Raw genomic sequence first — 26,491 nt, forward strand, 5'->3', positions numbered from 1 at the left:
AGGTATGTTATAATCAGAATATCAAAAGAGTAAGCGGATATATTGAAAAAAAGGAGAGAAGAATATGGCAAAAAGAAGTATTTTCCGCAGTGTTGCGGCGGTGCTTGCACTTGGCATGTGTATGACGGGTCTTGCCGGATGCGGAAGTGAAAAAAGGGCAGACTGGAAAACCGAAATCGAAGTGGTTTCCTACAAACCGGAAGCAGTTAAGGCATTTGAAAAAATTGAAAAGCGGTTCAATGAAACACATGATGACATCCATCTGACGATTTCATCTCCAAACGAAGCAATGACTATTTTAAAGACACGTTTTATCCGGGAGGATTATCCGGATATCATCGCAATCGGAGGGGACAGCAACTATTCCAACTTTTTAGATGCAGATCTGTTTGATGATATTTCCGATCTGGATGAAGTCCAGACCGTAAAACAGGCATATCTGGATATGGATAAGGAACTGGAGTTTATTCCAAAGGATGGCACGTATGCACTTCCATATGTGGCAAACGCGGCAGGAATTTTATATAACAAAGATCTGTTTGAGGAAAATGGCTGGAAAGTTCCGACCACCTGGCAGGAATTTACCACACTGTGTGATGAAATAAAACAGAGCGGAACACTTCCGCTGTATCTGGGCTTTAAAGATACCTGGACCTGTCTGGCTCCGTGGAATGCGCTGGCAGTCGGACTTACCGATTCGGATACCTACAATCAGGTAAATATGGGAAATACCACATTTTCCGATACGTATGGACCGGTAGCAGAAAAGATGCGTGCGCTTTTGGATTACGCCGAAAAAAATCCGTATGCATATGGTTATAACGATGCATGTACAGCATTTGCCCGCGGGGAAGCTGCCATGTATCCGATTGGAAGCTATGCGATTCCCCAGATTAAATCGGTCAACCCGGACATGAATATCGGCTCTTTTACATTTCCTGCAAATGATAACGAATCAGACAATGTATTAAATTCAGGAATTGATCTGCAGTTTTCCGTAATGAAAGCATGCAAAAATAAAGAGGCTGCATATGAAGTTTTAAAATATCTGTATGACGATGAGACCATTCAGATTTATCTGGATGATCAGGGCGGAATTGCCTGCAAAGACGGGGATTTTGCAATTCCGGAAACACTCGAGGATATGCGTCCTTACATTGAAAACAACCGCATGGCAGATTATCAGGATCACCATTATCCGAGTGAGATGAGTGTGGATGCCATGATCCAGACGTTCCTGCTGGATACAAGCGACAATGCACAGGAAAAGTTTTTGAAAAAATTTGATTCCGACTGGAAGCGCTACAACCGGGATCTGATTCGGAAAGTACAGGATTATCAGAAAGAACAGGGGGATGCACAATGAAAAAGAAAATGTCAAACAGGGACAAAACATTCTGGGCGGTTATCATACCGGTTGTAATCTTATTTTTTGCATTCAATACACTTCCAATGATCAAAGGTGTGATTTACAGTTTTACCAATTATAAAGGATACGGAACTTACGATTATGTCGGGATCAGGAACTATGCAGATCTGTTTACGGATTCCCGCGTGGGAAAAAGCTATTTGTTTACGTTTAAATATGCACTGGCAGGAACGATACTGGTAAATGTGCTAAGTCTGATCATGGCAGTTGGATTAAACAGTGCAATCCGTTTTAAAAGTGCATTGCGCGGTATTTATTTTGTACCGAATATTTTAGGAGGACTTGTCATCGGCTATATTTTCAGTTTTATTTTTACTTACATTCTTCCAACTGTGGGAAATGTGTTCCATATTGGATTTTTACAGAACAGTATTCTTGCAAGTGAAAAATACGCATGGATTGGTGTGCTGATTGTTGGTGTATGGCAGGCAGTTGCCATGAATACCATCATCTATATTTCCGGTCTGCAGACTGTACCGGAGGAAGTCTACGAGGCGAGTATGCTTGACGGAGCCAGTAAATGGAAGCAGTTCTGGAAAGTAACATTTCCACTGGTGATGCCGTTTGTGACGATCAATCTGGTACTGAGCACAAAGAATTTCCTCATGGTATTCGACCAGATCATGTCATTGACCAAGGGAGGTCCGGCACAGAGCACCGAATCCATCTCTTACCTGATTTATAAAAATGGTATGGATGGCGGACAGTTTGGATTCCAGAGTGCGAATGCAGTCATTTTCTTTATTGTGATCGTGGCGATTTCACTTTTCCAGATGACAGTCATGAATAAGAAGGAGGAGCAGTTATGATGAAAGAAAAACAGAAAACAAACTGGGTACTTACGATTGTTCTGATTTTGGGGACGGTTACGGTATTTTTCCCGCTGTATATGGCAGTGATCATTGCGTTTAAGAAACCGAGTGAGATGACAAACGATGTGGCGGGAGCACTTTCTTTCCCAAAACAGTGGAGTTTTGAAAATTTCCGTCAGGCAATGGAAGTGACCGATTTCTGGCACTCTCTTGGAAACAGTTTACTGATCACACTGGCAACGATCGTACTGGCAATCCTGATCCACTCAATTGCAGGCTACGTGATCGGACGCGGCATGGCAAGAAGAAAAAGTTTCCGATTTATCTATCTGTATATTGTCAGCGGAATGTTTGTTCCGTTTTCCATCTTAATGATGCCTCTGGTAAAGCAGACGGCGCATATGGGACTTGGAAACCGCGCGGGTGTCATTCTGTTGTATCTGGTATTTTATATGCCAATGAACGTCCTTCTTTACAGTGGGTACTTAAAAAATATTCCGATAGCGCTGGAAGAGGCGGCAGATATTGACGGAGCAAGCACATGGACTACTTACTGGAAAGTGGTCTTTCCAATGATGATGCCAATGCATGCAACAGTTGCAATCCTGACAGCTCTTGGAACGTGGAATGATGTTATGACACCGCTTGTGATCATGTCTGGAACCGGACAGAATACGCTGCCGCTTGCACAGCTTAATTTCCAGACACAGTTTGGAACCAATTACAATCTGGCATTTGCTTCCTATATTCTGGCACTGATTCCAATCCTGATCTTTTATGTGATCTGCCAGAAACAGATTTTAAACGGTGTGGCAAACGGTGCAGTCAAAGGATAAAAATAAAACGATAAAAATAAAACGAGGTGACTTCTATGGCAATTATATACAATCCAAATAAAAAAATATTTAACCTGCATACGGCGCATACAACTTATCAGATGCAGGTCGATCCACTGGGATATCTGCTGCATCTGTACTATGGAGATAAAACAAACAGCCCCATGGATTATGTTTTAACCTATGCAGACCGTGGATTTTCCGGAAATCCTTATGCAGCGGGCATGGATCGCACATATTCGCTGGATGCGCTGCCACAGGAGTATCCTTCCATTGGAACTGGGGATTACCGCAATATTGCGCTGAATATCAAAAATGAAAAAGGGGTGGAAAGCGCAGATCTGCTTTTTAAAAGTTATGAGATCCGAAGCGGCAAATACCAGTTACAGGGACTTCCGGCTGTCTGGGCAGACAAAGAGGAAGCACAGACACTGGAAATTGTCCTTGCAGACGAAAACGCACAGGTTGAAGTTCATCTGCTGTATGGTGTTTTGGAAGAAAACGATGTCATTACAAGGAGCGTCCGGATTAAAAATACGGGAACCGGGCAGATTACGATCGAAAAGGCAGCGGCAGCCTGTCTGGATTTTGTACAGGGAGATTTTGATGTCCTGCGGTTTTATGGAAAGCATGCCATGGAGCGCAATCTGGAGCGTACGCCGCTGGGGCATGGAACCATTGCGTTTGGCAGCCGCAGGGGAACGTCAAGCCATCAGTATAATCCGGCAGTGATTTTGGCAGAAAAAGGAACAACAGAGACCGCAGGAAACTGTTATGGAATGCTGTTTGTATACAGCGGAAATTTTTCCTGTGAGGCAGAAAAAGATCAGTTCAACCAGACGCGCCTGCTTCTCGGATTAAATGAAGAACTGTTTTCTTATCCGCTTGCATCGGGAGAAACCTTTACGGTGCCGGAAGTTATTTTATCCTATTCGGCAGATGGATTGTCAGCACTGTCGCAGCAGTATCATAACTGCATCCGCAACCATGTGTGCCGCAGCAAATATGTCCATATGCAGCGCCCGGTACTGATCAACAGCTGGGAGGCAGCCTATTTTGATTTTACGGGAGATACGATCGTGGATCTGGCAAAAGAAGCTGCTTCCCTTGGAATTGATATGGTAGTGATGGATGACGGCTGGTTTGGGAAAAGAAACGATGATAATTCTTCCCTTGGGGACTGGCAGGTCAATGAAAAGAAACTGGGGGGAAGCCTGGCAGAGCTTATTACCCGTGTGCATAATCAGGGGGTGAAATTTGGCATTTGGATTGAGCCGGAGATGGTCAATGAAGACAGCGATCTTTACCGGGCACATCCGGACTGGGCAATTCAGATTCCGGGGAAAAAGCCGGTGCGCTCGAGAAACCAGTTACTGCTTGATTTTTCCAGAAAAGAAGTGCGCGACTGTGTATTTGATCAGATTTGTGCCGTGCTGGATCAGGGAAAAATTGATTATGTCAAGTGGGATATGAACCGCAGTATGGCAGATGTCTATGCCGGAAATCTGTCCTATGATTACGTGCTTGGTGTCTATGATTTTATGGAGCGTCTGTGCAGCCGGTATCCGGATCTTCTGCTGGAGGGATGTAGCGGTGGCGGCGGTAGATTTGACGCGGGAATGCTTTATTATTCCCCACAGATCTGGTGTAGTGACAATACCGATGCAATCAACCGCACAAGGATCCAGTACGGAACTTCGTTTTTCTATCCGGTTTCCGCAATGGGGGCGCACGTTTCGGCGGTGCCGAACCACCAGACCGGACGGGTGACAAGTTTCCACACCCGCGGGGTGACAGCGATGGCAGGAACCTTCGGTTACGAATTAAACCCGGCGCTTTTATCCGATGAGGAAAAACAGCAGATCCGGGAGCAGATTAAAACATACAAGAAGTATGAAACACTCATTAACGAGGGAACCTACTGGCGGCTGTCCGATCCGTTTATGGATGAAATTGCGGCATGGATGACGGTATCAGAGGAACAGGATCATGCATTAGTCAGCGCAGTGCGTCTTAGGGCAGAGGCAAATCAGGCAGCCGTTTATGTCCGCCTGCGTGGGTTAAAACCGGATGCTGTGTATCTGGAAGAACAAAGCGGCAGACAGTATTCTGGTGTGGCACTGATGCATGCGGGAATTCCGCTTCCGCCGTTTACCGGGGAATATGAGGCGTATCAGTTTGCCTTTACCGAACTGAAAGAGGCGGGAAGATTATATGAAAAAGTGCAGAAATGGTGTGACGGGAATGCCGAAAACCGGGTGGTCATCAGCATTTACGGTGGCTCCGGTTCCGGAAAAACAACACTTGCAACGGCATTGCAGCAGTATTTTTTAAATGACGGAACCGGATGTTATCTGCTCTCGGGCGATGATTATCCACACCGGATTCCAAAATGCAACGACGAAGAACGGCTGCGTGTGTATAAAGAAGCCGGGGAAGACGGACTGCGTGGATATCTCGGGACAAAGAAAGAGATTGACTTCGACCGGATCAATGAAGTGCTTGCGGCATTTCATGAGGGAAAAGATACGATCACATTGCGGCATTTGGGACGGGAAGATGGTGAGATTTCATCAGAAGAAACCGATTTTTCAGGAATATCTGTATTGCTTCTGGAGTGGACGCACGGAGGCAGTGACGATTTACATGGTGTGGATCTATCCGTCTTTCTGGAAAGTTCCCCGGAGGAGACAAAGGAGCGGCGCATCCGCAGAAACCGCGACGAGAATGCCGCAAGCCCGTTTATCTGCCGTGTGGTGGAACTGGAACAGGAAAAACTCGAAGTGCAGCGCAAAAATGCAGGATTGATCGTGGGAAAGGACGGAAGTGTTTATGAACAGTAAACCGATGCTCAATGCATATCCAGACAGTCTTGGAGGAAATCTTGGGGATATCGTAACATTGCTGAAAACGGAGGCTTTGCAGAATGTATTTTCTTCTTTTTACATTCTGCCGAGCCTGTACCATTCCGATCTCGACCGGGGATTTTCCGTGATCGACTATGACCTGAATGAGCAGCTTGCCAACCGGAAAGACCTTGAACAGTTAAAGGATATGGGAATCGACCTGAAACTGGATTTTATTTTAAACCATGCTTCCGCACAGTCCCCGCAGTTTCGGGATCTTGTGGAAAAAGGGGAGGATTCTGCGTACCGCAATTTTTTCATCGACTGGAACCATTTCTGGGAAGGGCATGGAACCATGACGGAGGAAGGCTATATCCAGCCGGATGAAAGCTGCCTGAAGCAGATGTTTTTCCGCAAACCCGGGCTGCCGATCCTGATGGTGGAATTTCCGGATGGAAAAAAAGTGCCGTACTGGAATACCTTTTATCAGGAGGTGCATGGCAGACAGTATCTCGGGCAGATGGATGTAAACATCCAGTCACCAAAAGTGTGGGAGTTTTATCGTGAAACACTGGAAAAAATAGCCTCTTACGGTGCAGCAATCGTGCGGCTGGATGCTTTTGCCTATGCGCCGAAAGCACCGGGAAAGAAAAACTTTCTCAATGATCCGGAGACGTGGGAACTTTTACAGAAGATCCATACGTTGGCAGAACCTTTGGGACTTACGCTTTTGCCGGAGATCCACGCAGGGTATGATGAAAAAATATATGAGACACTTGCAGAAAAAGGCTATGCAACCTATGACTTTTTCCTGCCGGGACTGGTCATTGATGCGATTGAGAACCGGCGCGGAACGTACCTTGCGGCATGGGCAGAGGAGATCGTGGCAAAGAAGATCTCTACGGTCAACATGCTTGGCTGTCACGATGGCATCCCGCTTCTGGATTTAAAGGGGCTGCTTCCGGAAGAGGAGATCCAGTCATTGATTGACCGGATCGTATCCCGTGGAGGCATGGTCAAAAATTTACATGGACAAAAGAATCTGTATTATCAGGTAAACGCTACATATTACAGTGCATTGGGAGAATCGGATGAAAAAATGCTTCTGGCGCGTGCCATACAGATGTTTATGCCGGGCAAACCTCAGGTCTGGTATCTGGATTTGTTTGCCGGAAAAAATGACCACGAAGCGGTGCGGCGCGCGGGAGAATCCGGACATAAGGAAATCAACCGGACAAACCTTTCCACTGATCAGATCGCGGAAGACCTGAAAAAAGATGTGGTTCAAAAACAGCTTGCGTTAATCCGCATGCGAAATACCCATAAAGCATTTTCGGAAGGCGCAGAGGTAGCAATCTCCGGAGGGGAGAGCTCTCTGCAAATCCGATGGGAATATAATAGTGCATTTGCAACATTAAATGTAAATTTTGAATCAGGAACATATACAATAGTAGAAAGCAGATAGTTAAGTTGGGCTGTCGATTGTACATGAAACCTAAACTTTATAATGGAAATAATCATAGATGAAACAAGCCACATAGGGATAATGCTCGGTGGCTTGTTTTGAAAATGGATAATTTGAATCTTATAACTTCGGATTTCGTCTTCTCAGTTTCCTATGTTCCTTTGCCGGCTTGGAACGTGAAAATATTTCTTTTAAGGTCTGTTTTTCTTCGACAGAAAGCTGGGTAATTTTCATTCCCAAATTTTTGCAGAACAAAAGGAGTAGTCCGTTAATATAAGCATCATTAGAGGCTTCGGGAGTATCCTCTGTAGCAAACTGAGTTGGAGAAGTAAAACCATCAATGATATTTTTGATCATGCTTTGATAGTCAATATCACTGGCAGTGTTGCTGTCTTTCATATGGGCATTTCTCAGGTCAGAGACGATTGGCTTTAAATCTTCCAACAGGATGTTTATGTAATACTGTTCTGTCTCAATGTGGGAAGTATCAAATATTTTTGTAAATGCATCGGTGGAATCGGCACCGAGTTCGTTCAGTTTATATCTCATCACATCAAGAAAAGCGTTTGCTATCTGAATGCCTTTATCATTAAATCCATCAATATAGATTTCCAGGTCGGTCATGAATTTGTGGAAGCTTTCATGAGAGAGTAATTCTGATAATAACCGTGGATTATATTTTTCATCAGTCAGTATTTGGACTGCATCATCATTGAGATGCAGATCGGATACTGACTTATTTGTATGTTCACGTAGTTCGGTTCGGCAAAGAAGATAATCGGTGCTTACTTGATAAAAGTCTGCAAGTGTCAGTAGATTGCCAAGTGACATATCTACATTTTCATCTTTCTCATAGTTGCCAAGTGTGGAACTTGGGATGCCGGTAGCATCAGACAATTCCTGCAATGACATTCTTTTTTCTGCGACTCTCAAATCTTTCAGCCGTTCCGGTATGGTAAGCCTTGTGTGCATAGTACATTCCTCGTTTCACAGATATAGATAGACTACCATGATATTGGTGCAGAATAAAGTGAATTCGAATTCATGTCTTATCCAGAATATTGGAAAAAATCATAAAGAGGATATTTTTCCAGCATCTTGGATATACCGGATTCGTATAAAAATTTTGAGAAAATAGTTTCATACAATGAATCGGAAAGGAGTACAAAAATTATGGAATGTTGTAAATGTATCAAGAAAATCAATTTAGAAGTATAACGAATGAGGCAAAGGCACTTTATATGATTTTGTTGGATCGGCGTTGCTTATCGGAGTGTAATGGTGATGCATGGCGAGATGAATATGGAGCTACATTTATCATTTTTACAATCAAAGAAATGATGAAGCTGTTGCATCTGGGAAATAAGAAAATTAACAAGATGCTGAAGGAACTGGAGGTACATAATCTGATTTATCGAAGCCATCAGGGATTAGGAAAGCCGAATAAGATATATGTATATGACTTGTTGAAAGCAGATAACGATAATTGGCTGCCAAAGCAATTTAAGCACAGAAAGGGGCGGACAGGGGAATGGAGAAAACTGTAACACTTGAAGAGGCATTAAAAAGAATTGAGGAGCTGGAAAAAGAGAATGCAGAACTTCGGGAGGAATTGGAGTATTACAGAAATCGTAAGTTAAGCGGTCGTCAGAAACATAACGCCAAGTGGATGGAGGAGTTCTATGGCAGAAGATAAAAAGAAAGAAATCGATGTTACAGTAATAGAAGTAACAGAAGAATATCTAAAAGAAAAACTGTATAAAATTAGGGGTAAAAGGGTATTGCTTGATGCTGATTTAGCAGAGATATATGGCTATGATACGAAGGGATTTAATAGACAGGTAAAAAATAATATTGAAAAATTTGATGAAGATTTTATGTTTGAATTGACAGATGAGGAATTAGAAGATTTGCGGTACAAAAATTGTACCGCAAATATAAGTTCAAAAAGTCGTTATAATCCTCATGTATTTACAGAGCAAGGATTATATATGCTGATGACTGTCTTGAAAGGACCGTTGGCTGTTAAGCAGAGCAAGGCATTAATAAGAACCTTTAAGAAAATGAAAGATTACATATTAGAAAATCGTGATTTAATAGGTCAGCGGGAAATACTTCAGTTAAGCATGGAAACTGCTAACAACAGAATAGAAATTAACAAAATCAACTCAGATATGATATCTCTTGAAAAGCAGATTTCAGATGTTGCAGAAGGCTTGAAGGATGTTGTGACAAAATCTGAGTTGGCTGATATGATGAACAGCTTTGTTTCAGATGATGATGAAAAGTGGCTCATGTTTAACGCAAAATTTAGTAGTGCAGATGAGGTATATGAGACCATTTATAAGCAGGCAAAGTCGTCAATATATGTCGTTGACAATTATATTGGCTTAAGGACGCTGGTACACCTTAAGAATTCTCCGGCCGGAGTAGCTATTATTTTATTCAGTGATAATGTTGGAAATAATAAACTTCACAACATAGAATTTACAGATTTCTGCAAGGAGTACCCAACAGTAAATTTGTCAATGAAAAAGACAGGCGGTATATTTCATGATCGATTTATCGTATTGGATTATGGAACTGCTGATGAAAGGGTTTTCTTATGTGGTGCTTCATCAAAAGATGCAGGCGCTAGAATAACCAGTATTGTTGAAGATTATGGAATATCTAAATATGCCCCGGTGATTGCCACGCTGTTGAAAAATCCAACTTTGATTTTACCACAATAGAGGCGAGAGAAAGCAAGCTGTCACGGTTCCCCGTTACGATAAAAAATGCCACCATCTGAAAAAGGATTTGTGTACCCACTCCCATCCAATTTGTGGTACAATATCAATTAACAACAACATACCATACCAAAAGGAGGACATCCAATGCTTTTTATAGAATATCCCAAATGTTCCACTTGCCAGAAAGCGAAAAAATGGCTGGATGAACATGAGATTACATATACGGACCGTCACATCGTAGAGCAGAATCCGTCCTACGAGGAGTTGAAAGACTGGCATGAAAAGAGCGGTCTGCCATTAAAGAAATTTTTCAACACCAACGGACTTTTATATAAAGAAATGAAGCTTAAGGACAGGCTTCCCGAAATGAGCGGGGACGAGCAGTTAAAGCTGCTTGCGACAAACGGAATGTTGGTAAAACGTCCATTGATCGTAGATGGAAGTACGGTAATTACCGGCTTTAAAGAAAAAGAATGGTCAGAGCACTTCTTATAAAAATAAGAATGTGGTTTTCATAAAAGGACTTGCAGGAATGGAGGATCATTATGATTATAACAATTGCCAGACAATGCGGATGTGAAGGGGACGAAGTAGGAAGAAGGTTATCAGAATTATACGGTATTCCGTGTTATTCCAAAAAGGAACTGATCGAGCTTGCAAAAGAGAAAAAAGTGTATGAAAAGTATCCGTTTTATTTTGGGGAACGGCAGGTTGATGATATGATGAGCATGGTTGCGGATGATATGAATTTAAAGGTGCGTGAGACACCGAAAAAGGCATTAACGGCATTGTTTGATGATCAGCCGTGCATCGTGATCGGTCGTGCATCGGATTATGCGTACAAAGAACATGCGGATGCGGTTCGTATTTTCCTTTGCGGGGACAAGAAAACAAGAATTGAAAAAATCGCAGAGAAACACCAGGTATCAGAGTCGAAAGCAAAAATGATCGTGGATGACACAGACCGTCGAAGAAAGCAGTATCATAATTATTATTCCGGGGAAACCTGGGGATTAGCAGATAATTATGATCTGTGTTTAGATGAGTGCAGACTTGGGATTGATGGTGTGGCTGCAGTTGTCTCGGCTTATATCAGTCAGATCAGGGGAAAGAAGTGATCTAAGGATAGTAGAAACAGGACTGGGAGTAAAAACGGTCGGAAGGGAGAGCAGCATGGCATACTATTTAGCAGAAGGTGCGATTGTAAAAGGAGATGTTACGATCGGAGAAGATTCAGGAATATGGTATCATGCAACGGTGCGTGGAGATACTGACAGGATTACGATCGGAAGCAGGACGAACGTACAGGATAATGCGGTCCTTCATGTGGGAGACGGGCATGCGCTTACCATTGGAAACGATGTGACGATCGGGCATGGTGCGATTGTACACGGATGTGAGGTCGGCAATAATACATTGATCGGAATGGGTGCGATCATATTAAATGGTGCAGTGATCGGCGATAATTGTATCATTGGTGCAGGGGCTCTTGTGACACAGAACATGGAAATCCCGGATGGCAGCCTTGCATTTGGAAATCCGGCGAAGATAATAAGAAAGCTGACAGAGGAAGAAATTAAGTCAAACCATAACAACGCGCTGTTGTATGTGGGAGAAGCAAAAAATCAGTTGATGCCGGTATGAGCAGAGATCAGGATAAATATTAATATTTATCCGTTATATTTATAAAAATGGATGTTTCCAATAGATTAAATGAGGAAACATCCATTTTTTGTATATGTTTTTTATTTTATTCCCTGATCGAATCAAGTGCATTGGAAATATCTGCAATTAAGTCTTCCTTATCCTCAAGACCGAGGCTGATACGGATAAGTTCTGCCGGAACGCCGGCTTCTTTTAACTGTTCGTCGGTCATCTGGCGGTGTGTGGATGTTGCAGGATTTAGGCAGCAGGTTCTTGCGTCAGCAACATGTGTTTCAATCGCACCGAGTTTTAAATTCTGCATAAATGTGGAGGCAGCACCACGTCCACCTTTTAAACCGAAAGAGACAACACCACAGCCACCATTTGGCAGATATTTTTTTGCACGCTCATAATATTTGCTGGAAGGCAGTCCTGGATAGTTGACATAGGCAACTTTAGGATGTTTTTCTAAAAATTCAGCAACAGCCTGACCGTTTTCCACATGTTTTGGCATACGGACATGCAGGGACTCCAAGCCGAGATTTAAAATAAAGGCATTCTGTGGGGATTGCATGCAGCCAAAGTCACGCATCAGCTGTGCAGTACATTTTGTAATAAAAGCACCTTCTTTACCGAATTTTTCTGCGTAGGTGATTCCATGATAACTTTCATCCGGAGTACACAGTCCCGGATATTTATCAGCGTGAGCCATCCAGTCAAATTTACCACTGTCCACGATCGCTCCGCCTAAGGCAGCTCCGTGACCATCCATGTATTTGGTCGTGGAGTGGGTTACGATGTCAGCACCCCATTCAAACGGGCGGCAGTTGACCGGAGTCGGGAATGTATTATCGATCACAAGCGGAACGCCGTTGGCATGGGCAACTTTTGCAAATAGTTCGATATCTAAAACGGTGAGTGCAGGGTTAGCAATCGTCTCACCAAACATAAGCTTTGTATTTGGCTTAAATGCTGCATTTAATTCTTCCTCAGTAGCATCAGGAGAAACAAATGTGGTCGTGATTCCCATTTTTGCCATCGTGACAGCGAGCAGGTTGAAAGTTCCGCCATAGATAGAGGAGGAAGCAACGATATGATCGCCACATTCACAGATATTGAACATGGCAAGAAAATTGGCTGCCTGTCCGGAAGAAGTTAACATTGCAGCCGAACCGCCTTCCATAGCTGCAATCTTTGCAGCGACGATATCGTTGGTAGGATTCTGAAGGCGGCTGTAAAAATAACCATCTGCCTCTAAATCAAAAAGTTTTCCCATATCCTCGCTGGTACTGTATTTAAAAGTGGTAGACTGGATGATCGGCACCTGTCTCGGTTCTCCATTGCCAGGTGTGTAACCTGCCTGCACACATTTTGTCCCCATTCTGTATTCACTCATAGAAATCTAATCCTCCGTTTCTGCACTGTTTTATAAAAACAGCTGCATTAAAAATTCCTTCGCGATTCATCACATTAGTAAGAAAAAGCGCATAAAAATATCGTATCATTCATAGGAAGATTTTACAAGGGAATATCTTTTGATTTTAAAAAATTTGTGATACAGTAAGGAAGAAAAAATATAGAGCATGTCAGGTTTGAATAAAAAGAGAGAAGTGTGATTGAAAAGTGAAATTACAGCCATTTCAGACATTAAAACATTACGATAAGCAAAATCTTCCAAAGGACATTCTTGCTGGAATCATCATCATGGCAGTTTCTATCCCGATTTCCATGGGGTATGCACAGATTGCAGGACTTCCGGCAGTTTATGGATTATACGGCTCGGTGTTTCCGATCATTTTATTTGGGCTTTTTTCCACGTCACCGCAATTTATTTTTGGTGTGGATGCGGCTCCGGCAGCATTGATCGGTTCAGCTATTGTGGGACTTGGCATTGAAGGCGGAACGAAAGAGGCCATGGCAGCAGTGCCTGTACTGACTTTTTTTGTGGCACTGTGGCTTCTGGCATTTTATTTTATGAAGGCAGGAAAACTGGTCAATTTTATTTCTGCACCGGTCATGGGAGGATTTATCACCGGAATCTGTACCACGATCATACTGATGCAGGTGCCAAAGCTGATGGGTGGAACGGCAGGAGTTGGAGAACTTTTTGAACTGGCAGAGCATATTGCAGGGACGGCAGGTCAGATCAATCTGCCGTCGCTTGTGATCGGACTTTTTGCACTTGTGATTCTTCTGGTTTCGAAAAAGCTGATCCCAAAGTTTCCGATGGCAGTTGCACTGATGGCAGCAGGGGCACTTATGACACGGCTCCTGCCGGTCAGGGAGTGGGGCGTACAGACGCTTGCAGCAGTAGAACCCGGAATGCCGGAATGGAGCATACCGGATTTTTCAGTGATTGCACCGAAGGATGCGATCATCACAAGCCTGTCGGTTGCCGTTGTCATAATGGCTGAGACTTTGCTCGCAGAGAACAGTTTTGCTCAGAAAAACGGTTATAAGATTGACGATAATCAGGAACTTTTTGCATTTTCCATAGGAAATTTTGTCGCAGCGTTTACCGGCTGCTGTCCGATCAATGGATCGGTATCACGTAGTGCAATGGGGGAACAGTATCAGGCAAAAACACAGCTTACCGGTATCGTGGCAGGGGTGTCGATGATCATTCTTCTTTTATGTGGAACCGGTTTTATCGGATATCTGCCGATTCCGGTGCTGACGGCGATCGTGATTTCGGCACTGCTTGGTGCGACGGAGTTTGAACTTGCGGTCAGATTGTGGAAAGTCAGCCGGACGGAGTGCTTCATTTTTATAGGAGCCTTTTTTGGTGTATTGATGCTTGGCACGATTAACGGCGTTTTGATCGGAATTATCCTTTCTTTTACAGAAATGATCATCCGTACTTCAAAACCGGCAAGATGTTTCTTGGGAATCCAGCCCGGCCATCAGCATTTCAGGGATTTGCGGGAAGGCAGCCAGATTCATGCGGTGGAGGGCGTTCTGATCTACCGTTTCAGCAGCAACCTGTTTTTTGCAAATATCGGGGTACTGCAGAAGGATATTGAGGAGCATATCAAAGACGATACCAAAGCAGTTATTTTAGATGCAGGAGGTATCGGAAGCCTGGATATCACGGCGGCAGACCGTCTGGAGATTTTATACAGATCTTTGAAGGAAAAGGGAATCCGCTTTTACATGACGGAGCACATTGCAGATGTGAATGAGCAGCTCCGGAAATTAGGACTCGGTTATCTGATAGAGGAGGGCTGCGTGCGAAGAACCATACATATCGCATTAAAAGATATGGGAATCAACAGACCTTATCCGCTTGAGGGTGGTGTGGATAACGAGGAACGCAGCGCATCAAGAAAACGCGCGGATAACCGTGTGCAGGAGTTTGTCTGGGCGTTTGGCTCGGAAACAGAAGAGGAGATCGAAAAACAGATTGTCCTGCAGATTGAGCAATTAAAACAGACAGGGGACGTTGAAAATTTATTCCATGGCCGTTGGGCGCACATGGAGGCACTCGATGAGGATGAGTGGCTGGAACATTTAGAGGAGCACTTAAAGGAAATCGTCAATATCTCCGGCAAGGACGAGATGACGTTAGCGGGCAAACTGGAGGCACACCGGAAAGAAGTGCATGACCGTATCGCAAAGGAGCATCCGGAGTTGGCGGAGCGCTTTAAAGAGCGCAGACATCTGTTAGATGAACATTTGAAAGAGCGCAGACCGGAGGTGTATGAGCTGGTGTTAGAGCTGAGAGAAAAAAGGAAAGAGTAGAAAATAAAGATACTTTTTAGGCAGAGATGTAAGAAAAACATTTCTGTCTATTTTTTTTCTTAAAAATGTACATGGACATTATGTGTCCGTGTGGTCTGCTAGAATGAGGATATCAAAAAACAAGGGAGGAAAATGAGATGGAAACTTTAAGGGAAATTGTTTTATGGATTTTTGGAGTATCATTTTTTTATGGTTGTGGATGGGAACTCTTCCGATGGATCTTTGTCAATAAAAGATTCAAAGAGTATGCGGATGGTTTGAAAACCAATATTCCAACTTCAGAGGAACTGATGCAGATTATCAGAAACATGAACTGTTTTCTGGTAAAACAGGTTTATTACAATGAACAGGGAAATGTTGAGGTGCAGGGAAAATACGGAAAACACAGACTGAACCTTGAGGATGGTATAATTCATGTGATACGCAGCAAGGAAGATTCAAGAAGAAATTATAATTATGTTGTAGAAGAAAATGCTATTCTTGATTATATTGCAAAAGAAGAGAATTATACATTGCCGATGAATCCCTTTACAAAATATAAAAAGGCAATGAGACTGACAAAATTACATACGGCTTCGCTGATTGGAACATTTGGAGGAATCTTTTTACTTGTGGTGCTGTACCTTATTCCGTCAGGAAAGCTTTTTAGGTTACGCAAAAGAAGGACTGATAAAACAGCATACTGCAGAGAAAGCAATTTTAAAAATAATGGATCAGATAAAACCGACCACAGATAGAGAGGTTCAGTGAAAAGTCAAGCCCGATGTGGCAGACAAGTGTTCCAGTGATTGTTGTGATTACAAAATCGTATTCGGTTCCTGAACGTAAAGAAAATATTGAGATGGTACAAGCCGTTTTTGCTGCACCGGAAGGAATTATGGAGTTGATCGATGCAACGAATGACCTTATGCCGGAAGGCTTACAGGCTGGAACAGAGGATATTGCTAATTTTAAATTAAACAGAAAAAGATATCTTTGTCAGGGAATTATAGGTGTTGCAACTACATCAGGTACTGTAGTGGGAGCAGTGCCCATTTCAATTGCAGATGCTGTAATATTGAAACCTATTGAAATTACAGAAATTAATGCGATTGCCAAAGTCTATGGAATTAAAAATGACCAGCAGACGAAAAAATTTTTTAATTCCATTATTGAAGTGGGAACAGTAAGCTTTGCAGCGAAAACAGCAATTGCTGCCTTGAAAAACATTCCTGGAATTAATATCGGTGCAAGTATATTAAATGCAATTATTGCCGGCAGTATCATAGCTGCGATAGGTGAGGGAACAACCTATATATTTGAACAGATTTATTTGGAAAAAAGAAGCTTTGAAGATATTGACTGGGTAACGAAAGTGTTGCAGTCTAAGTTGTCTAACGAATTTATAGACAAAGTAAAGACTATTATAAGCAAAACAGGTAATCAGACAGATTCAAAGAAAACAGCAAATTTAATTTCAGCTATTTTTAATAATGACTGATAAAATGGATTGTATATGGAGTGGTTCAGTGAAAAAATTATCAAAAAGCAAAAGGAAAAAGGCACAGGAAAAACAGATCAGACGAGAGATTGCCATGAAGAAAGCAGGGAAACCTTTTTCTAAAAACTGCCATCATTATAATTATAAGTTTTCTGTAGCGTCTTCAATAAATTCACAGATGTTGGGAATGAGTGTGGAGGGAGAGCCAGAACTAATTGGAGCAATTAAAGTGAATTCGTTATTGAGAACATTAGAGGATGGCAGTTATGAGTGTTCGCAATGTAGAAGAATTTTTTCAACATCGTAGGAGCAGCGTTTAGAACAATTATATCAGTATTTGGAAGAACCAATAAAGAATGAGGATTTTAAGAGAGAATTACTGGAAGAAATTATATTATATCCACCGGTTTATTCATCTTATGAAAGCCCCATCGAACAAATATACAGATTGATGTTTGCTCCTAGGTTGGAAAAGGTAAATCGAATAATTGATAATGAAATAAATAAGATATTGTGAAGCACTATTTCACATTGGAATACATATTTTGTGCAGATATTACAAAAATAATAAAAAATATGTGATACTACTGACAGATATATGTCGGTATGTTACAATCCATTCAAAGCATTACATTCTAACAAAATCTATCAGGCAGACTGTGAGGAAGTATCCTCACAGCATACGCCGTTTCAAAACAAGTCAAAACCACGTTAAGGGCTTTGTATATCAATAAGCAAGCCACCACGTCGGATATCAGAATTTTCAATGCTTTTAAATTACCAGCAAATAAAAGAAAAAGCAGGGAGAATTCGAAAATATCACGCGACTCTCCCGAACAAAAGGGAGGAAACGATTATCGCGCAAAAGACAAAGAAATCGTCATCAGACAAAGCCAAAAAGATCCAGTGGCATCCTGCGTTTTATGCAGCAGCGGAACTGGAACTAAAAGAAAACATCGAGGAACTGGATTTAATATCGGAGTACCATTTGAGTAAGGAACCGGTCCGTATCGATCTTTTGATCATAAAAGAAGAAAATGCAGACAAAGTGATGAAAAATGAAATCGGTCATATCATGCGAAAGTACAATGTGTTAGAATACAAAGGACCGGGGGATGAACTGTCGATAGACACTCTTTACAAAACACTTGGATATGCCTGCCTTTATAAAGGATATGGGAAAACGACCAATGAAATTCCAGCAGAAGAATTAACAGTATCCTTATTTCGAGAGGCATATCCAAAAGAACTATTTTTGGAATTGAAAAGGAAAGGATATACCTTAGAAGAAAAATATCCCGGCATTTATTACGTGGGAGGGAACATTTTGTTCCCAGTGCAGATTGTGGTGATCAGCAGGTTAAGCCGGGTTATGCACAGCAGTCTAAGAATCTTATCTGCAAATGCCGATATAGAGGATATCAGGAAGTTCTTAGAACAAACGGAAAACATGAAGACACCGCGAGAGCGGAATAATATAGATGCGGTATTGCAGGCAAGTGTTAGTGCGAACTATGAAATATATCAAAAGGTAAGGAGGGCGAATGGTATGTGCGAAGCATTACGGGAATTAATGAAAGATGAAATAGAGCAGGATGTAGCGAGAGGAGAAGCGAGAGGAGAAGCGCGTGGAATTATTGACACATGCTATGATCTTGGATTGAAGGAAGATGCAATTTTGGAGCGCTTGCAGAAAAAATTGAACATATCACTAAAGACTGCGCAGGAATACCTAAAGACTTTCGGAAAGCAGATGATATAAGTTAAACGTACACATTTTCGGGAAAACGATCATATTTTATAGATATGTTGTAAAATAGTGTTTTCCCACGAATATGTATAAAAATAAAGCATTACATTCTAACAAAATCTATTAGGCAAACTGTGAGAAATTATCTCACAACATAAGCCGTTTCAAAACAAATCAAAACCACGTTAAGGCTGCTTATCAACATATGAGCCACAACGTCGGATATCAGAATTTTCAATGCTTTTAAATCACCAGCCAAATAAAAATAAAAGCAGGGAGGATTCGAAAATATCAGACGATTCTCCCGAATAAAAAGGGAGGAAACGATTATCGCGCAAAAGACAAAGAAATCGTCATCAGACAAAGCCAAAAAGATCCAGTGGCATCCTGCGTTTTATGCAGCAGCGGAACTGGAACTAAAAGAAAACATCGAGGAACTTGATTTAATATCGGAGTATCATTTGAGTAAAGAACCGATCCGTATTGATCTTCTGATCATAAAAGAAGAAAATGCAGAAAAAGTGATGAAAAATGAAATCGGTCATATCATGCGAAAGTACAATGTGTTAGAATACAAAGGACCGGGGGATGAACTGTCGATAGACACTCTTTACAAAACACTTGGATATGCCTGCCTTTATAAAGGATATGGGAAAACGACCAATGAAATTCCAGCAGAAGAATTAACAGTATCCTTATTTCGAGAGGCATATCCAAAAGAACTATTTTTGGAATTGAAAAGGAAAGGATATACCTTAGAAGAAAAATATCCCGGCATTTATTACGTGGGAGGGAACATTTTGTTCCCAGTGCAGATTGTGGTGATCAGCAGGTTAAGCCGGGTTATGCACAGCAGTCTAAGAATCTTATCTGCAAATGCCGATATAGAGGATATCAGGAAGTTCTTAGAACAAACGGAAAACATGAAGACACCGCGAGAGCGGAATAATATAGATGCGGTATTGCAGGCAAGTGTTAGTGCGAACTATGAAATATATCAAAAGGTAAGGAGGGCGAATGGTATGTGCGAAGCATTACGGGAATTAATGAAAGATGAAATAGAGCAGGATGTAGCAAGAGGAGAAGCAAGAGGAGAAATGCGTGGCAGAGCGGAAGGAATTGTAGATACATGTTGTGATCTAGGGTTGCCAGAAGACGCTATTTTAGAGCGGTTGCAGAAAAAACTAAATATATCATTACAGACTGCCCAGGAATATCTCCAAACCTTTGGAAAACAGATCGTAAAAAATTAACGAACGTCAGGAAAATCAAAAACATATGAACTATCAGCAAAAAGATTTAGTGAGAATAGCAAAACGGGAAAACAATACCAAAAGAGGTTATCTGGTAGTAGATCCACTGCAGGGAAAACATGTTCCGGTAGAACCTTCGAAAGCACTGAATTTATTTAAAAGTCTTGCAGAGAAGCTTCAGGGAAAATATGAAGGCGAGAGGCTGCTTTTGATCGGTTTTGCAGAAACCGCGACAGCAATCGGTGCACAGGCTGCGATCACATTGGGGACAAAGTATATCCAGACAACGCGGGAAGTGATACCGGATGTCAGCTATTTGTTTTTCTCAGAGGCGCACAGCCATGCGACTGAGCAAAAATTAGTAAAAGATGATATTGACCGTGTGATCAATGAGACAGACAGAATCGTATTTGTGGAGGATGAAGTGACCACGGGTAATACGATTATGAATATCATCAGAATCATACGAAGGGAATATCAGAGAAAGATAAAATTTGCAGTTGCTTCGCTGTTAAATGGAATGACCGAAGAATATTTAAAAATCTATAGGGAGGAAGAAATAGAACTTCATTATCTGGTAAAAACGGATCATTCCGGATACAGTGCGATTGCAGAGAAATATCATTGTGATGGTTTATCTATTCGTGCAATACAAGAGGATCACACGCAGGAAAAATTAGCGGTCAGCATACAGGACAAAATCTGGAATGAACTACCACACATCATATCAATTCCGGGATGGATGAATGCGAGACGTTTCGTTGATGCAAAACAGTATGAGACTGCATGCAAAAAACTTGCGGAAACTGTAATCGCGGAAACGAGTGTGAAACAGGGTGAGCGCGTACTTGTGATCGGCACGGAAGAGTTTATGTATCCCGCACTTCTGACAGGTCAGGAAATAGAAAAAATAGGATGTGATGTCCGCTGCCATTCTACGACTAGAAGTCCGATCGCGGTCAGTACCGAGGAAGAGTATCCACTGCATTGCAGATATGAACTGTGCAGTTTATATGATCCGGAACGAAAGACTTTTATTTATGATCTGGAAAACTATGACAGGGTTATCGTTATGACGGATTCGGCATTAGCGTCGTTAAAAGGATTAGAAACGCTGATTTACGCACTTCGGATGAAAAATGAAAATATATCTGTGATCCGTTGGTATTAAAGAGGGCACAGGAATAAGGGCATAATGTGAAAATAAAATTTTTCCCATACGAAATTTGTGTCTCAGCAGCAAACATGCGATGTAATGGAAAGCAGGAAAGAATGGAGACAAGATTAAATGAGAAGTTCATACCGGGATGAGGACGTGACTCTTCTGTTAAAAGATATCACCGGCATGGTGCAGCCACAGCCGACCGAAGAGAGAGAAAAACTGATACAGGCGGGAAAACATTACAGTGAAATGCTGCCGGTCGAATATGTCCCGACAGAAAAATATATGCAGGTGTACCGGGAAGCGTTGAAAAATTATGCAAAACCGGTAGCACTTGCTGTCGGAAGACTTGCAGATAAGATCGTTGAAAAAAAGGGACAGGGCATTGTGCTCGTCTCACTGGCTCGCGCCGGTATTCCAATCGGAATTTTAGTCAAAAGATATATTGCAAAAAAATATCAGGTCAATGTACCGCATTATTCCATTTCCATTATCCGCGGCAGAGGGATTGATGACAATGCGATGAAATATCTGTTAAGCCGGTATGAACCGGGAAAGTTATTGTTCGTGGACGGATGGATCGGAAAGGGCGCGATTTTAAATGAATTAAAAAAAGATCTTGTGCAGTATGAAGGCGTGTCATCCGATATCGCAGTCATAGCAGATCCTGCTAATGTGACAGAACTGTGTGGCACGCACGATGATATTTTAATACCGAGTTCCTGTCTTAACAGCACTGTGTCAGGACTGATCAGCAGGACATTCTTAAGGAGTGATATCATTGGAAAAGATGATTTCCATGGAGCCGTCTATTACGGAGAATTAAAAGATTCGGATCTGTCCTATGAATTTATCCATACGATCGAGAACGAGTTTGAGATGGATGTGGAAAAAGAAAATAAGTGTGTGGAAAGCTCTGGTATTGACGAGGTAAAACAGATTGCAAAGACATTTGATATTGATGATATCAATCTGATCAAACCGGGAATCGGAGAGGCGACAAGAGTATTGCTGCGAAGAGTTCCATGGAAGATCCTGATTGATGAGAGGTACAAGGGAGATCCTCAGCTTGGACATCTGGTGAGATTAGCTGAGGAAAAAAATGTGTCGATCCAGTATTATCCGATGAAACATTATAAATGCTGCGGTATCATTAAAAAAATGTCAGATATATAAAAAATACTGCCGGTTTCCAGGAAAATTTATTTGCATACGTCAGTTTGGTCTCGTCATGCCAAAGAAATTTATGTATACATCAGTCTGGTCTGTCATGCCAAAGAAATTCGTGCATACATAAGTTTAGTCTGTTATGCCAAAGACCTCTGCAAGAAATAAGATTTTTTCTGCCCAGTTATGGTGGGTCTTGTATTCGTTCATGCGTTCACCCGCAAGATTTCCGGAGACAAGCGAGTCTGATTTTTTATCCCAGTTTAAAATTGCTTTTGCATCGTTAAAATCTGATCTTGTAACCTGATAAACTTTGTTTACGACAGAAATCTGATTTGGATGAATGACTGTTTTTCCGGTAAAGCCGCAGAGTTTATCATCTTTTAGTTCCTGAATCAGGCCATTTTCCCAATTATACCCGGAATAATATTCCCATACCGGTCCGGAAACGACGTAGTCCATGCCGTAAACAGTTATGATATCAGAAAAAATATCAGCGACAGGTCTGATCCGGTGAATGGACTCGTCACAATGACGGCGGAATCCAAACATGTGACACAGATCATTTCCTCCGACACGGATATTTAAAACGAGATCTTCCACATGGGAAAGCCTGTCTTTCAGATCATACAGGATATCGATACGGTGCCGCAGGTCAATGATAGAAGAACTCTCATAGATCGGCATCATATATAATTTCCTGGAAGCCTGTTCGTTAGCCCGGATCATTTCTTCTATATAAGAGCTGGCGTTGTCAGTAGTAAATTTCGGTATGATATAACCGGTGATCACCTTTATGCTTTCCCCAAAAGCCTTCGTTAAACGTTCAATCTGGCCGGCATTGCGGACACGGATAAAGATTTTCGGAAGGTAAAAAGGATGATCCTGAAAACTTTCAAATATCTGATGGATGGAAGAGATAAGATCCTGCTCTGCTTCTGTTACATAGTTGTCATTGATCGTATCTTCAAGGCATAAAGCCAGAGAATATTTAGTTCCAAATTTTTCATGAATCACAGAGTCGGCAATCGTTTTTTTATTGGCGGGACAATAGAGCAGTGCACCGACACTGTAATAAATAATATCGTTTTTCAATTTGTAAAAATCCCCCTGAGTGTATAAAAACTCTTCAAAATAACACAAGTTTAACAACAGATTGCAAATTGAATTATAGCATTAATATAGGCAAAAAGATAGATAGATTCGATGCCGGACGTTTTCTTGAAAACAGGATGCCGGTATGCTATACTTTTAGAAGATTCTATAATAAGGAAGGAAACGTATGAGTAACAGTGGCAAAAAGATACGTCTGTCATTTAATTCTCCGGTGATTTTGGGATTTACAATTATCTGCTTTATCGTGTTGATTTTGGATAAATTGACAGGAAGTGCATCCACGCGGACATTTTTCAGTGTCTACCGGTCATCGTTAGCAAGTCCGTTCACATACATCCGGTTTTTTGGACATGTATTCGGACATGCCAGCTGGGATCATTTCTTTGGAAATATTATGATGTTACTGGTTGTAGGACCGCTTTTGGAAGAAAAATACGGTTCGGCAAATATTCTCTTTGTGATTTTAGCGACAGCGCTGGTAACGGGTGTGATCAATTTCATATTTTTCCCACATGTCCAGCTCCTTGGGGCAAGCGGTGTTGTATTTGCGTTCATATTACTCGCATCTTTAACAAGTATTGAGGAGGAAAAAATCCCGCTGACCTTTATTCTGGTTGCGCTGATCTATATCGGGCAGCAGGTGTATGATGGCATATTTATCCGGGATAATGTTTCAAATCTGACACATATTTTGGGTGGTATTGTCGGTTCAGGTCTTGGCTATGTGATGAATAAAAACAAAATGAACAGATATTGAAGGTGAGAATGCGCTATGTTAGAACATAAAAAGATTCGCAGCCTTGATGATTACTTTGTCGATCTCGATAGCAGACAAAGCAGAGAGGTGTATTTTTACCGGATCAATGGATACACGGAAAAAATCGGTGATTTTATAAAAAAATATTATGACACGGCAAGAAGAAAGGGCGTGGTGATCGAAGGGAAAATCCCTAATCCGGATGAGCAGAATCTTGCGTATTATTCGGAAATTATGGGTATGGATTTTCGGATGGATCCGTCATTTATAACCGCTGGGTTAAAGAAATGGCTGCCGCGTATGAACGATCTGCAAAGGAAGAATGTGGCAGATTCGATTTATGACTCGCTTGATTCCATGAGACGGAATGGAAAAACAGAGAATATGCAAAAAAATGCATATATCAAATTTATGTGCTGGCTGTATTACAAATTTGAGCGGATTGTAAACCAGCTTGGGGCAAATGAACTGCCCAAGATCCTTTATGAGGGGGATATCAGTAATTACGAGCTGATGCTGATATCAATCCTGTCAAATGCAGGGTGTGATGTGGTGTTGCTGCAGTATCACGGTGATGCAGGGTACCTTAAGTCAGATCCGGATTCCGTTTTATCGGACGATCTAAAAATGGAGGGGATGACAGCTTTCCCGGAAGAATACTGCTTAAAGAAAGTCCGTGAAGCGATACAAAATGATTTTGAAAAAGAACGGCTGTATGGAAATCTTCCTTCTGTCAATAACTGTACTAATGCCTGGATCAGCGGAAAAGGATTTGAAGATATCAAAAAAAGTGTGTTGAGCAGAGGGACAGATTCCCGTTTCTTTTATAATTGTTTTTACCGGATCAATGGAGCAGAGGACAAGCTGACTTATGCAAACGAATTGTTTCAGCTGCAGCTTGAACTGAAAAATGCCAGACGAAAGACTGTGATCGTAAATGGAGAGATTGAAAGACCGACACCGGATGAGATCGCAGATATCCGGCGAGGAAACTATGCAAAGATAGATCAGCTTGTCATGGATCTTTCCGCAAATATTAAATATCCGGCAAATATGGAACTGCAGAAGATCATGCATAAAACATTTGTTGATATTCTTCTTGCAGAATTTAGCAAAGAAGGCGATAATTTAAACAGGCTCACCAGTAAGGCGGTATATCTGTTGTGCTGGCTAAAGAGATATCTGCCGTCTTTATTTTCTGACTGGAAGATGCCGGAAATCGGATGTTTTATTCACATGGGTGGTTGTCAGAATGAAAATGAGGCACTGTTTCTTAAGTTTTTAGCAAGACTGCCGGTTGATGTGGTGATCCTGTGCCCGAACCGGAATGTACCTTGTCAGCTTACAGATCCTTTGCTGTATGAACTGAATTATGAGGAAAGTCTTACCATGGAAAGGTTTCCGGAAGAAAATTCACAGGTTAAAATGGGAACAGTGGCATATCATGCGGAGAGAGAACTGGATACATTAATGTATCAGGACACCGGAATGTACCGGAATCAGCAGTATGGAAAGGCGAATATCATCAGCCTGCAGACCATGTATGAAGAAATAAAGATCCTGTGGGATCAGGAGCTGAAGTACCGGCCGGATTTTAGTGTGGTCGATGGTGTGGTCAACATACCGGTTATTTTTGCAAAGGTTTCCGGTGTAAAAGATGGACAGACGGATCATTACTGGACATCAGTAAAAGAATTGGTTACGGAAGATACCATTGTGATAAAAAAGGCGCCTTATATAGAGCCGATGGCACCGAATCCGATGAAAATGTATGCTGCCGAATTTTTTAAGAATGGAAAATTGCAGCGAAATAAGATCAAAGCACATCCGAAATATCCGTATGGTATCCTGAGAGAAGATATACAGGAAATGATTCTCGATAAGATGCAGCTTTTGATCAATCAGAAAATGATAAAGGGAATCGGGGAAAATGGCATGGAATATACAGTCATTGCGCAGATTTTAAATCTGCCAAAGGATATTGTAAGACTGATCCAGAAATTTGATCTTACCCGGAAAAATCCGAAAATGATCTACATTAATACATCGGAGACGGTAATTTCGTTAGAGGATTCGATCCTGACAGCATTTTTACATCTGATTGGATTTGATATCGTATTTTTTGTACCGACAGGATATCAGAGTATTGAAAAATATTTTAACGGGCAACTAATGGAAGAACACCAGATCGGGGAATATAAATATGATCTGCAAGTCCCTGACCTGAATAGTATTTCATTTGGCAGTACACGCTACACTTGGCGGGAGAAATTTTTTAAGAGAGGTAATTAGTGCGAAAAA

At 41.7% G+C, this 26,491-nt stretch carries 24 protein-coding genes; 21 read left to right on the forward strand and 3 right to left on the reverse strand.

Annotated elements, in window-relative coordinates; genetic code table 11:
- The first annotated feature begins 64 nt into the window (after window positions 1–64).
- Genes DW650_RS13540 through gtfA form a run of 5 tightly spaced genes read left to right on the forward strand, consistent with a single transcriptional unit; the run spans window position 65 to window position 7,388 of the window.
- Window positions 65–1,366: an ABC transporter substrate-binding protein gene (locus DW650_RS13540; protein WP_118210203.1), complete on the forward strand. Its 1,302-nt coding sequence runs from the start codon at window positions 65–67 to the stop codon at window positions 1,364–1,366.
- The gene (locus DW650_RS13545; protein WP_117920774.1) at window positions 1,363–2,238 is read left to right on the forward strand and encodes a carbohydrate ABC transporter permease; all 876 of its coding nucleotides are present in this window, start codon (window positions 1,363–1,365) and stop codon (window positions 2,236–2,238) included. Before DW650_RS13540 ends, DW650_RS13545 begins: the two co-directional genes overlap by 4 nt.
- Entirely contained in the window at window positions 2,235–3,077 is an 843-nt protein-coding gene (locus tag DW650_RS13550) for a carbohydrate ABC transporter permease (protein WP_117920775.1), read from the forward strand. The genes DW650_RS13545 and DW650_RS13550 overlap by 4 nt, the downstream gene beginning before the upstream one ends.
- A gap of 35 nt (window positions 3,078–3,112) precedes the next feature.
- Entirely contained in the window at window positions 3,113–5,920 is a 2,808-nt protein-coding gene (locus tag DW650_RS13555; protein ID WP_118210204.1) for an alpha-galactosidase, read from the forward strand.
- On the forward strand, window positions 5,910–7,388 hold the full coding sequence (gene gtfA, locus DW650_RS13560; RefSeq protein ID WP_118210205.1) for a sucrose phosphorylase: 1,479 nt from the start codon (window positions 5,910–5,912) through the stop codon (window positions 7,386–7,388). The genes DW650_RS13555 and gtfA overlap by 11 nt, the downstream gene beginning before the upstream one ends.
- A gap of 120 nt (window positions 7,389–7,508) precedes the next feature.
- Here the strand turns inward: gtfA and DW650_RS13565 are convergent, their stop codons facing one another.
- Window positions 7,509–8,360 (reverse strand): helix-turn-helix domain-containing protein, encoded by an 852-nt coding sequence (locus DW650_RS13565; protein WP_118210206.1) that lies wholly within the window; start codon window positions 8,358–8,360, stop codon window positions 7,509–7,511.
- A 215-nt stretch (window positions 8,361–8,575) separates the two neighbouring features.
- Between DW650_RS13565 and DW650_RS13570 the strand changes: the two genes are divergently transcribed.
- From DW650_RS13570 to DW650_RS13595, 6 genes are all read left to right on the forward strand, one after another.
- On the forward strand, window positions 8,576–8,935 hold the full coding sequence (locus DW650_RS13570; RefSeq protein WP_118210207.1) for a replication initiator protein A: 360 nt from the start codon (window positions 8,576–8,578) through the stop codon (window positions 8,933–8,935).
- Window positions 8,920–9,084 carry a hypothetical protein gene (locus DW650_RS13575; protein ID WP_243102963.1) on the forward strand — a complete coding sequence of 55 codons (165 nt, stop codon included), beginning with the start codon at window positions 8,920–8,922 and terminating at the stop codon, window positions 9,082–9,084. The genes DW650_RS13570 and DW650_RS13575 overlap by 16 nt, the downstream gene beginning before the upstream one ends.
- Window positions 9,071–10,120: an ORF6N domain-containing protein gene (locus tag DW650_RS13580; RefSeq protein ID WP_117920782.1), complete on the forward strand. Its 1,050-nt coding sequence runs from the start codon at window positions 9,071–9,073 to the stop codon at window positions 10,118–10,120. The genes DW650_RS13575 and DW650_RS13580 overlap by 14 nt, the downstream gene beginning before the upstream one ends.
- A gap of 144 nt (window positions 10,121–10,264) precedes the next feature.
- Window positions 10,265–10,615 (forward strand): arsenate reductase family protein, encoded by a 351-nt coding sequence (locus DW650_RS13585; RefSeq protein WP_118210208.1) that lies wholly within the window; start codon window positions 10,265–10,267, stop codon window positions 10,613–10,615.
- 50 nt (window positions 10,616–10,665) lie between these two features.
- Window positions 10,666–11,238 (forward strand): cytidylate kinase-like family protein, encoded by a 573-nt coding sequence (locus tag DW650_RS13590; RefSeq protein WP_118210209.1) that lies wholly within the window; start codon window positions 10,666–10,668, stop codon window positions 11,236–11,238.
- 55 nt (window positions 11,239–11,293) lie between these two features.
- Window positions 11,294–11,764, forward strand: coding sequence for a gamma carbonic anhydrase family protein (locus DW650_RS13595; protein ID WP_117922668.1), 471 nt, complete (start codon window positions 11,294–11,296; stop codon window positions 11,762–11,764).
- Window positions 11,765–11,870: 106 nt separating this feature from the next.
- Here the strand turns inward: DW650_RS13595 and DW650_RS13600 are convergent, their stop codons facing one another.
- Window positions 11,871–13,160: an O-acetylhomoserine aminocarboxypropyltransferase/cysteine synthase family protein gene (locus DW650_RS13600; protein WP_118210210.1), complete on the reverse strand. Its 1,290-nt coding sequence runs from the start codon at window positions 13,158–13,160 to the stop codon at window positions 11,871–11,873.
- Between the two features lie 227 nt (window positions 13,161–13,387).
- Between DW650_RS13600 and DW650_RS13605 the strand changes: the two genes are divergently transcribed.
- From DW650_RS13605 to DW650_RS13635, 8 genes are all read left to right on the forward strand, one after another.
- Window positions 13,388–15,505, forward strand: coding sequence for a SulP family inorganic anion transporter (locus DW650_RS13605; RefSeq protein ID WP_118210211.1), 2,118 nt, complete (start codon window positions 13,388–13,390; stop codon window positions 15,503–15,505).
- 137 nt (window positions 15,506–15,642) lie between these two features.
- Window positions 15,643–16,242, forward strand: a complete 600-nt coding sequence (locus tag DW650_RS19565) for a hypothetical protein (protein ID WP_158576229.1) — start codon at window positions 15,643–15,645, stop codon at window positions 16,240–16,242.
- A gap of 26 nt (window positions 16,243–16,268) precedes the next feature.
- A complete protein-coding gene (locus DW650_RS13610; protein ID WP_118210212.1) occupies window positions 16,269–16,985 on the forward strand; it encodes a DUF697 domain-containing protein in 717 nt (238 codons plus the stop codon).
- 28 nt (window positions 16,986–17,013) lie between these two features.
- The gene (locus DW650_RS13615) at window positions 17,014–17,292 is read left to right on the forward strand and encodes a hypothetical protein (protein WP_118210213.1); all 279 of its coding nucleotides are present in this window, start codon (window positions 17,014–17,016) and stop codon (window positions 17,290–17,292) included.
- Between the two features lie 459 nt (window positions 17,293–17,751).
- Window positions 17,752–18,747: a hypothetical protein gene (locus tag DW650_RS13620; protein ID WP_118210214.1), complete on the forward strand. Its 996-nt coding sequence runs from the start codon at window positions 17,752–17,754 to the stop codon at window positions 18,745–18,747.
- Between the two features lie 449 nt (window positions 18,748–19,196).
- On the forward strand, window positions 19,197–19,988 hold the full coding sequence (locus DW650_RS13625) for a flagellar biosynthesis protein FlgM (protein ID WP_243102964.1): 792 nt from the start codon (window positions 19,197–19,199) through the stop codon (window positions 19,986–19,988).
- Between the two features lie 25 nt (window positions 19,989–20,013).
- Entirely contained in the window at window positions 20,014–21,159 is a 1,146-nt protein-coding gene (locus DW650_RS13630) for a phosphoribosyltransferase domain-containing protein (protein WP_118210215.1), read from the forward strand.
- Between the two features lie 117 nt (window positions 21,160–21,276).
- Window positions 21,277–22,326, forward strand: a complete 1,050-nt coding sequence (locus tag DW650_RS13635; protein WP_118210216.1) for a cysteine protease StiP family protein — start codon at window positions 21,277–21,279, stop codon at window positions 22,324–22,326.
- A 123-nt stretch (window positions 22,327–22,449) separates the two neighbouring features.
- On the opposite strand, the gene DW650_RS13640 is transcribed toward DW650_RS13635, so the two are convergent.
- Window positions 22,450–23,412 carry an HpcH/HpaI aldolase/citrate lyase family protein gene (locus DW650_RS13640; RefSeq protein ID WP_118210217.1) on the reverse strand — a complete coding sequence of 321 codons (963 nt, stop codon included), beginning with the start codon at window positions 23,410–23,412 and terminating at the stop codon, window positions 22,450–22,452.
- A 187-nt stretch (window positions 23,413–23,599) separates the two neighbouring features.
- Between DW650_RS13640 and DW650_RS13645 the strand changes: the two genes are divergently transcribed.
- A complete protein-coding gene (locus DW650_RS13645; RefSeq protein WP_118210218.1) occupies window positions 23,600–24,190 on the forward strand; it encodes a rhomboid family intramembrane serine protease in 591 nt (196 codons plus the stop codon).
- Between the two features lie 15 nt (window positions 24,191–24,205).
- The gene (locus DW650_RS13650; RefSeq protein WP_118210219.1) at window positions 24,206–26,482 is read left to right on the forward strand and encodes a YceG family protein; all 2,277 of its coding nucleotides are present in this window, start codon (window positions 24,206–24,208) and stop codon (window positions 26,480–26,482) included.
- The last annotated feature ends 9 nt before the right edge of the window (window positions 26,483–26,491 follow it).

Source organism: Roseburia sp. AM23-20 (genome assembly GCF_003470905.1).
GTDB classification, from domain to species: Bacteria; Bacillota; Clostridia; order Lachnospirales; family Lachnospiraceae; genus Roseburia; species Roseburia rectibacter.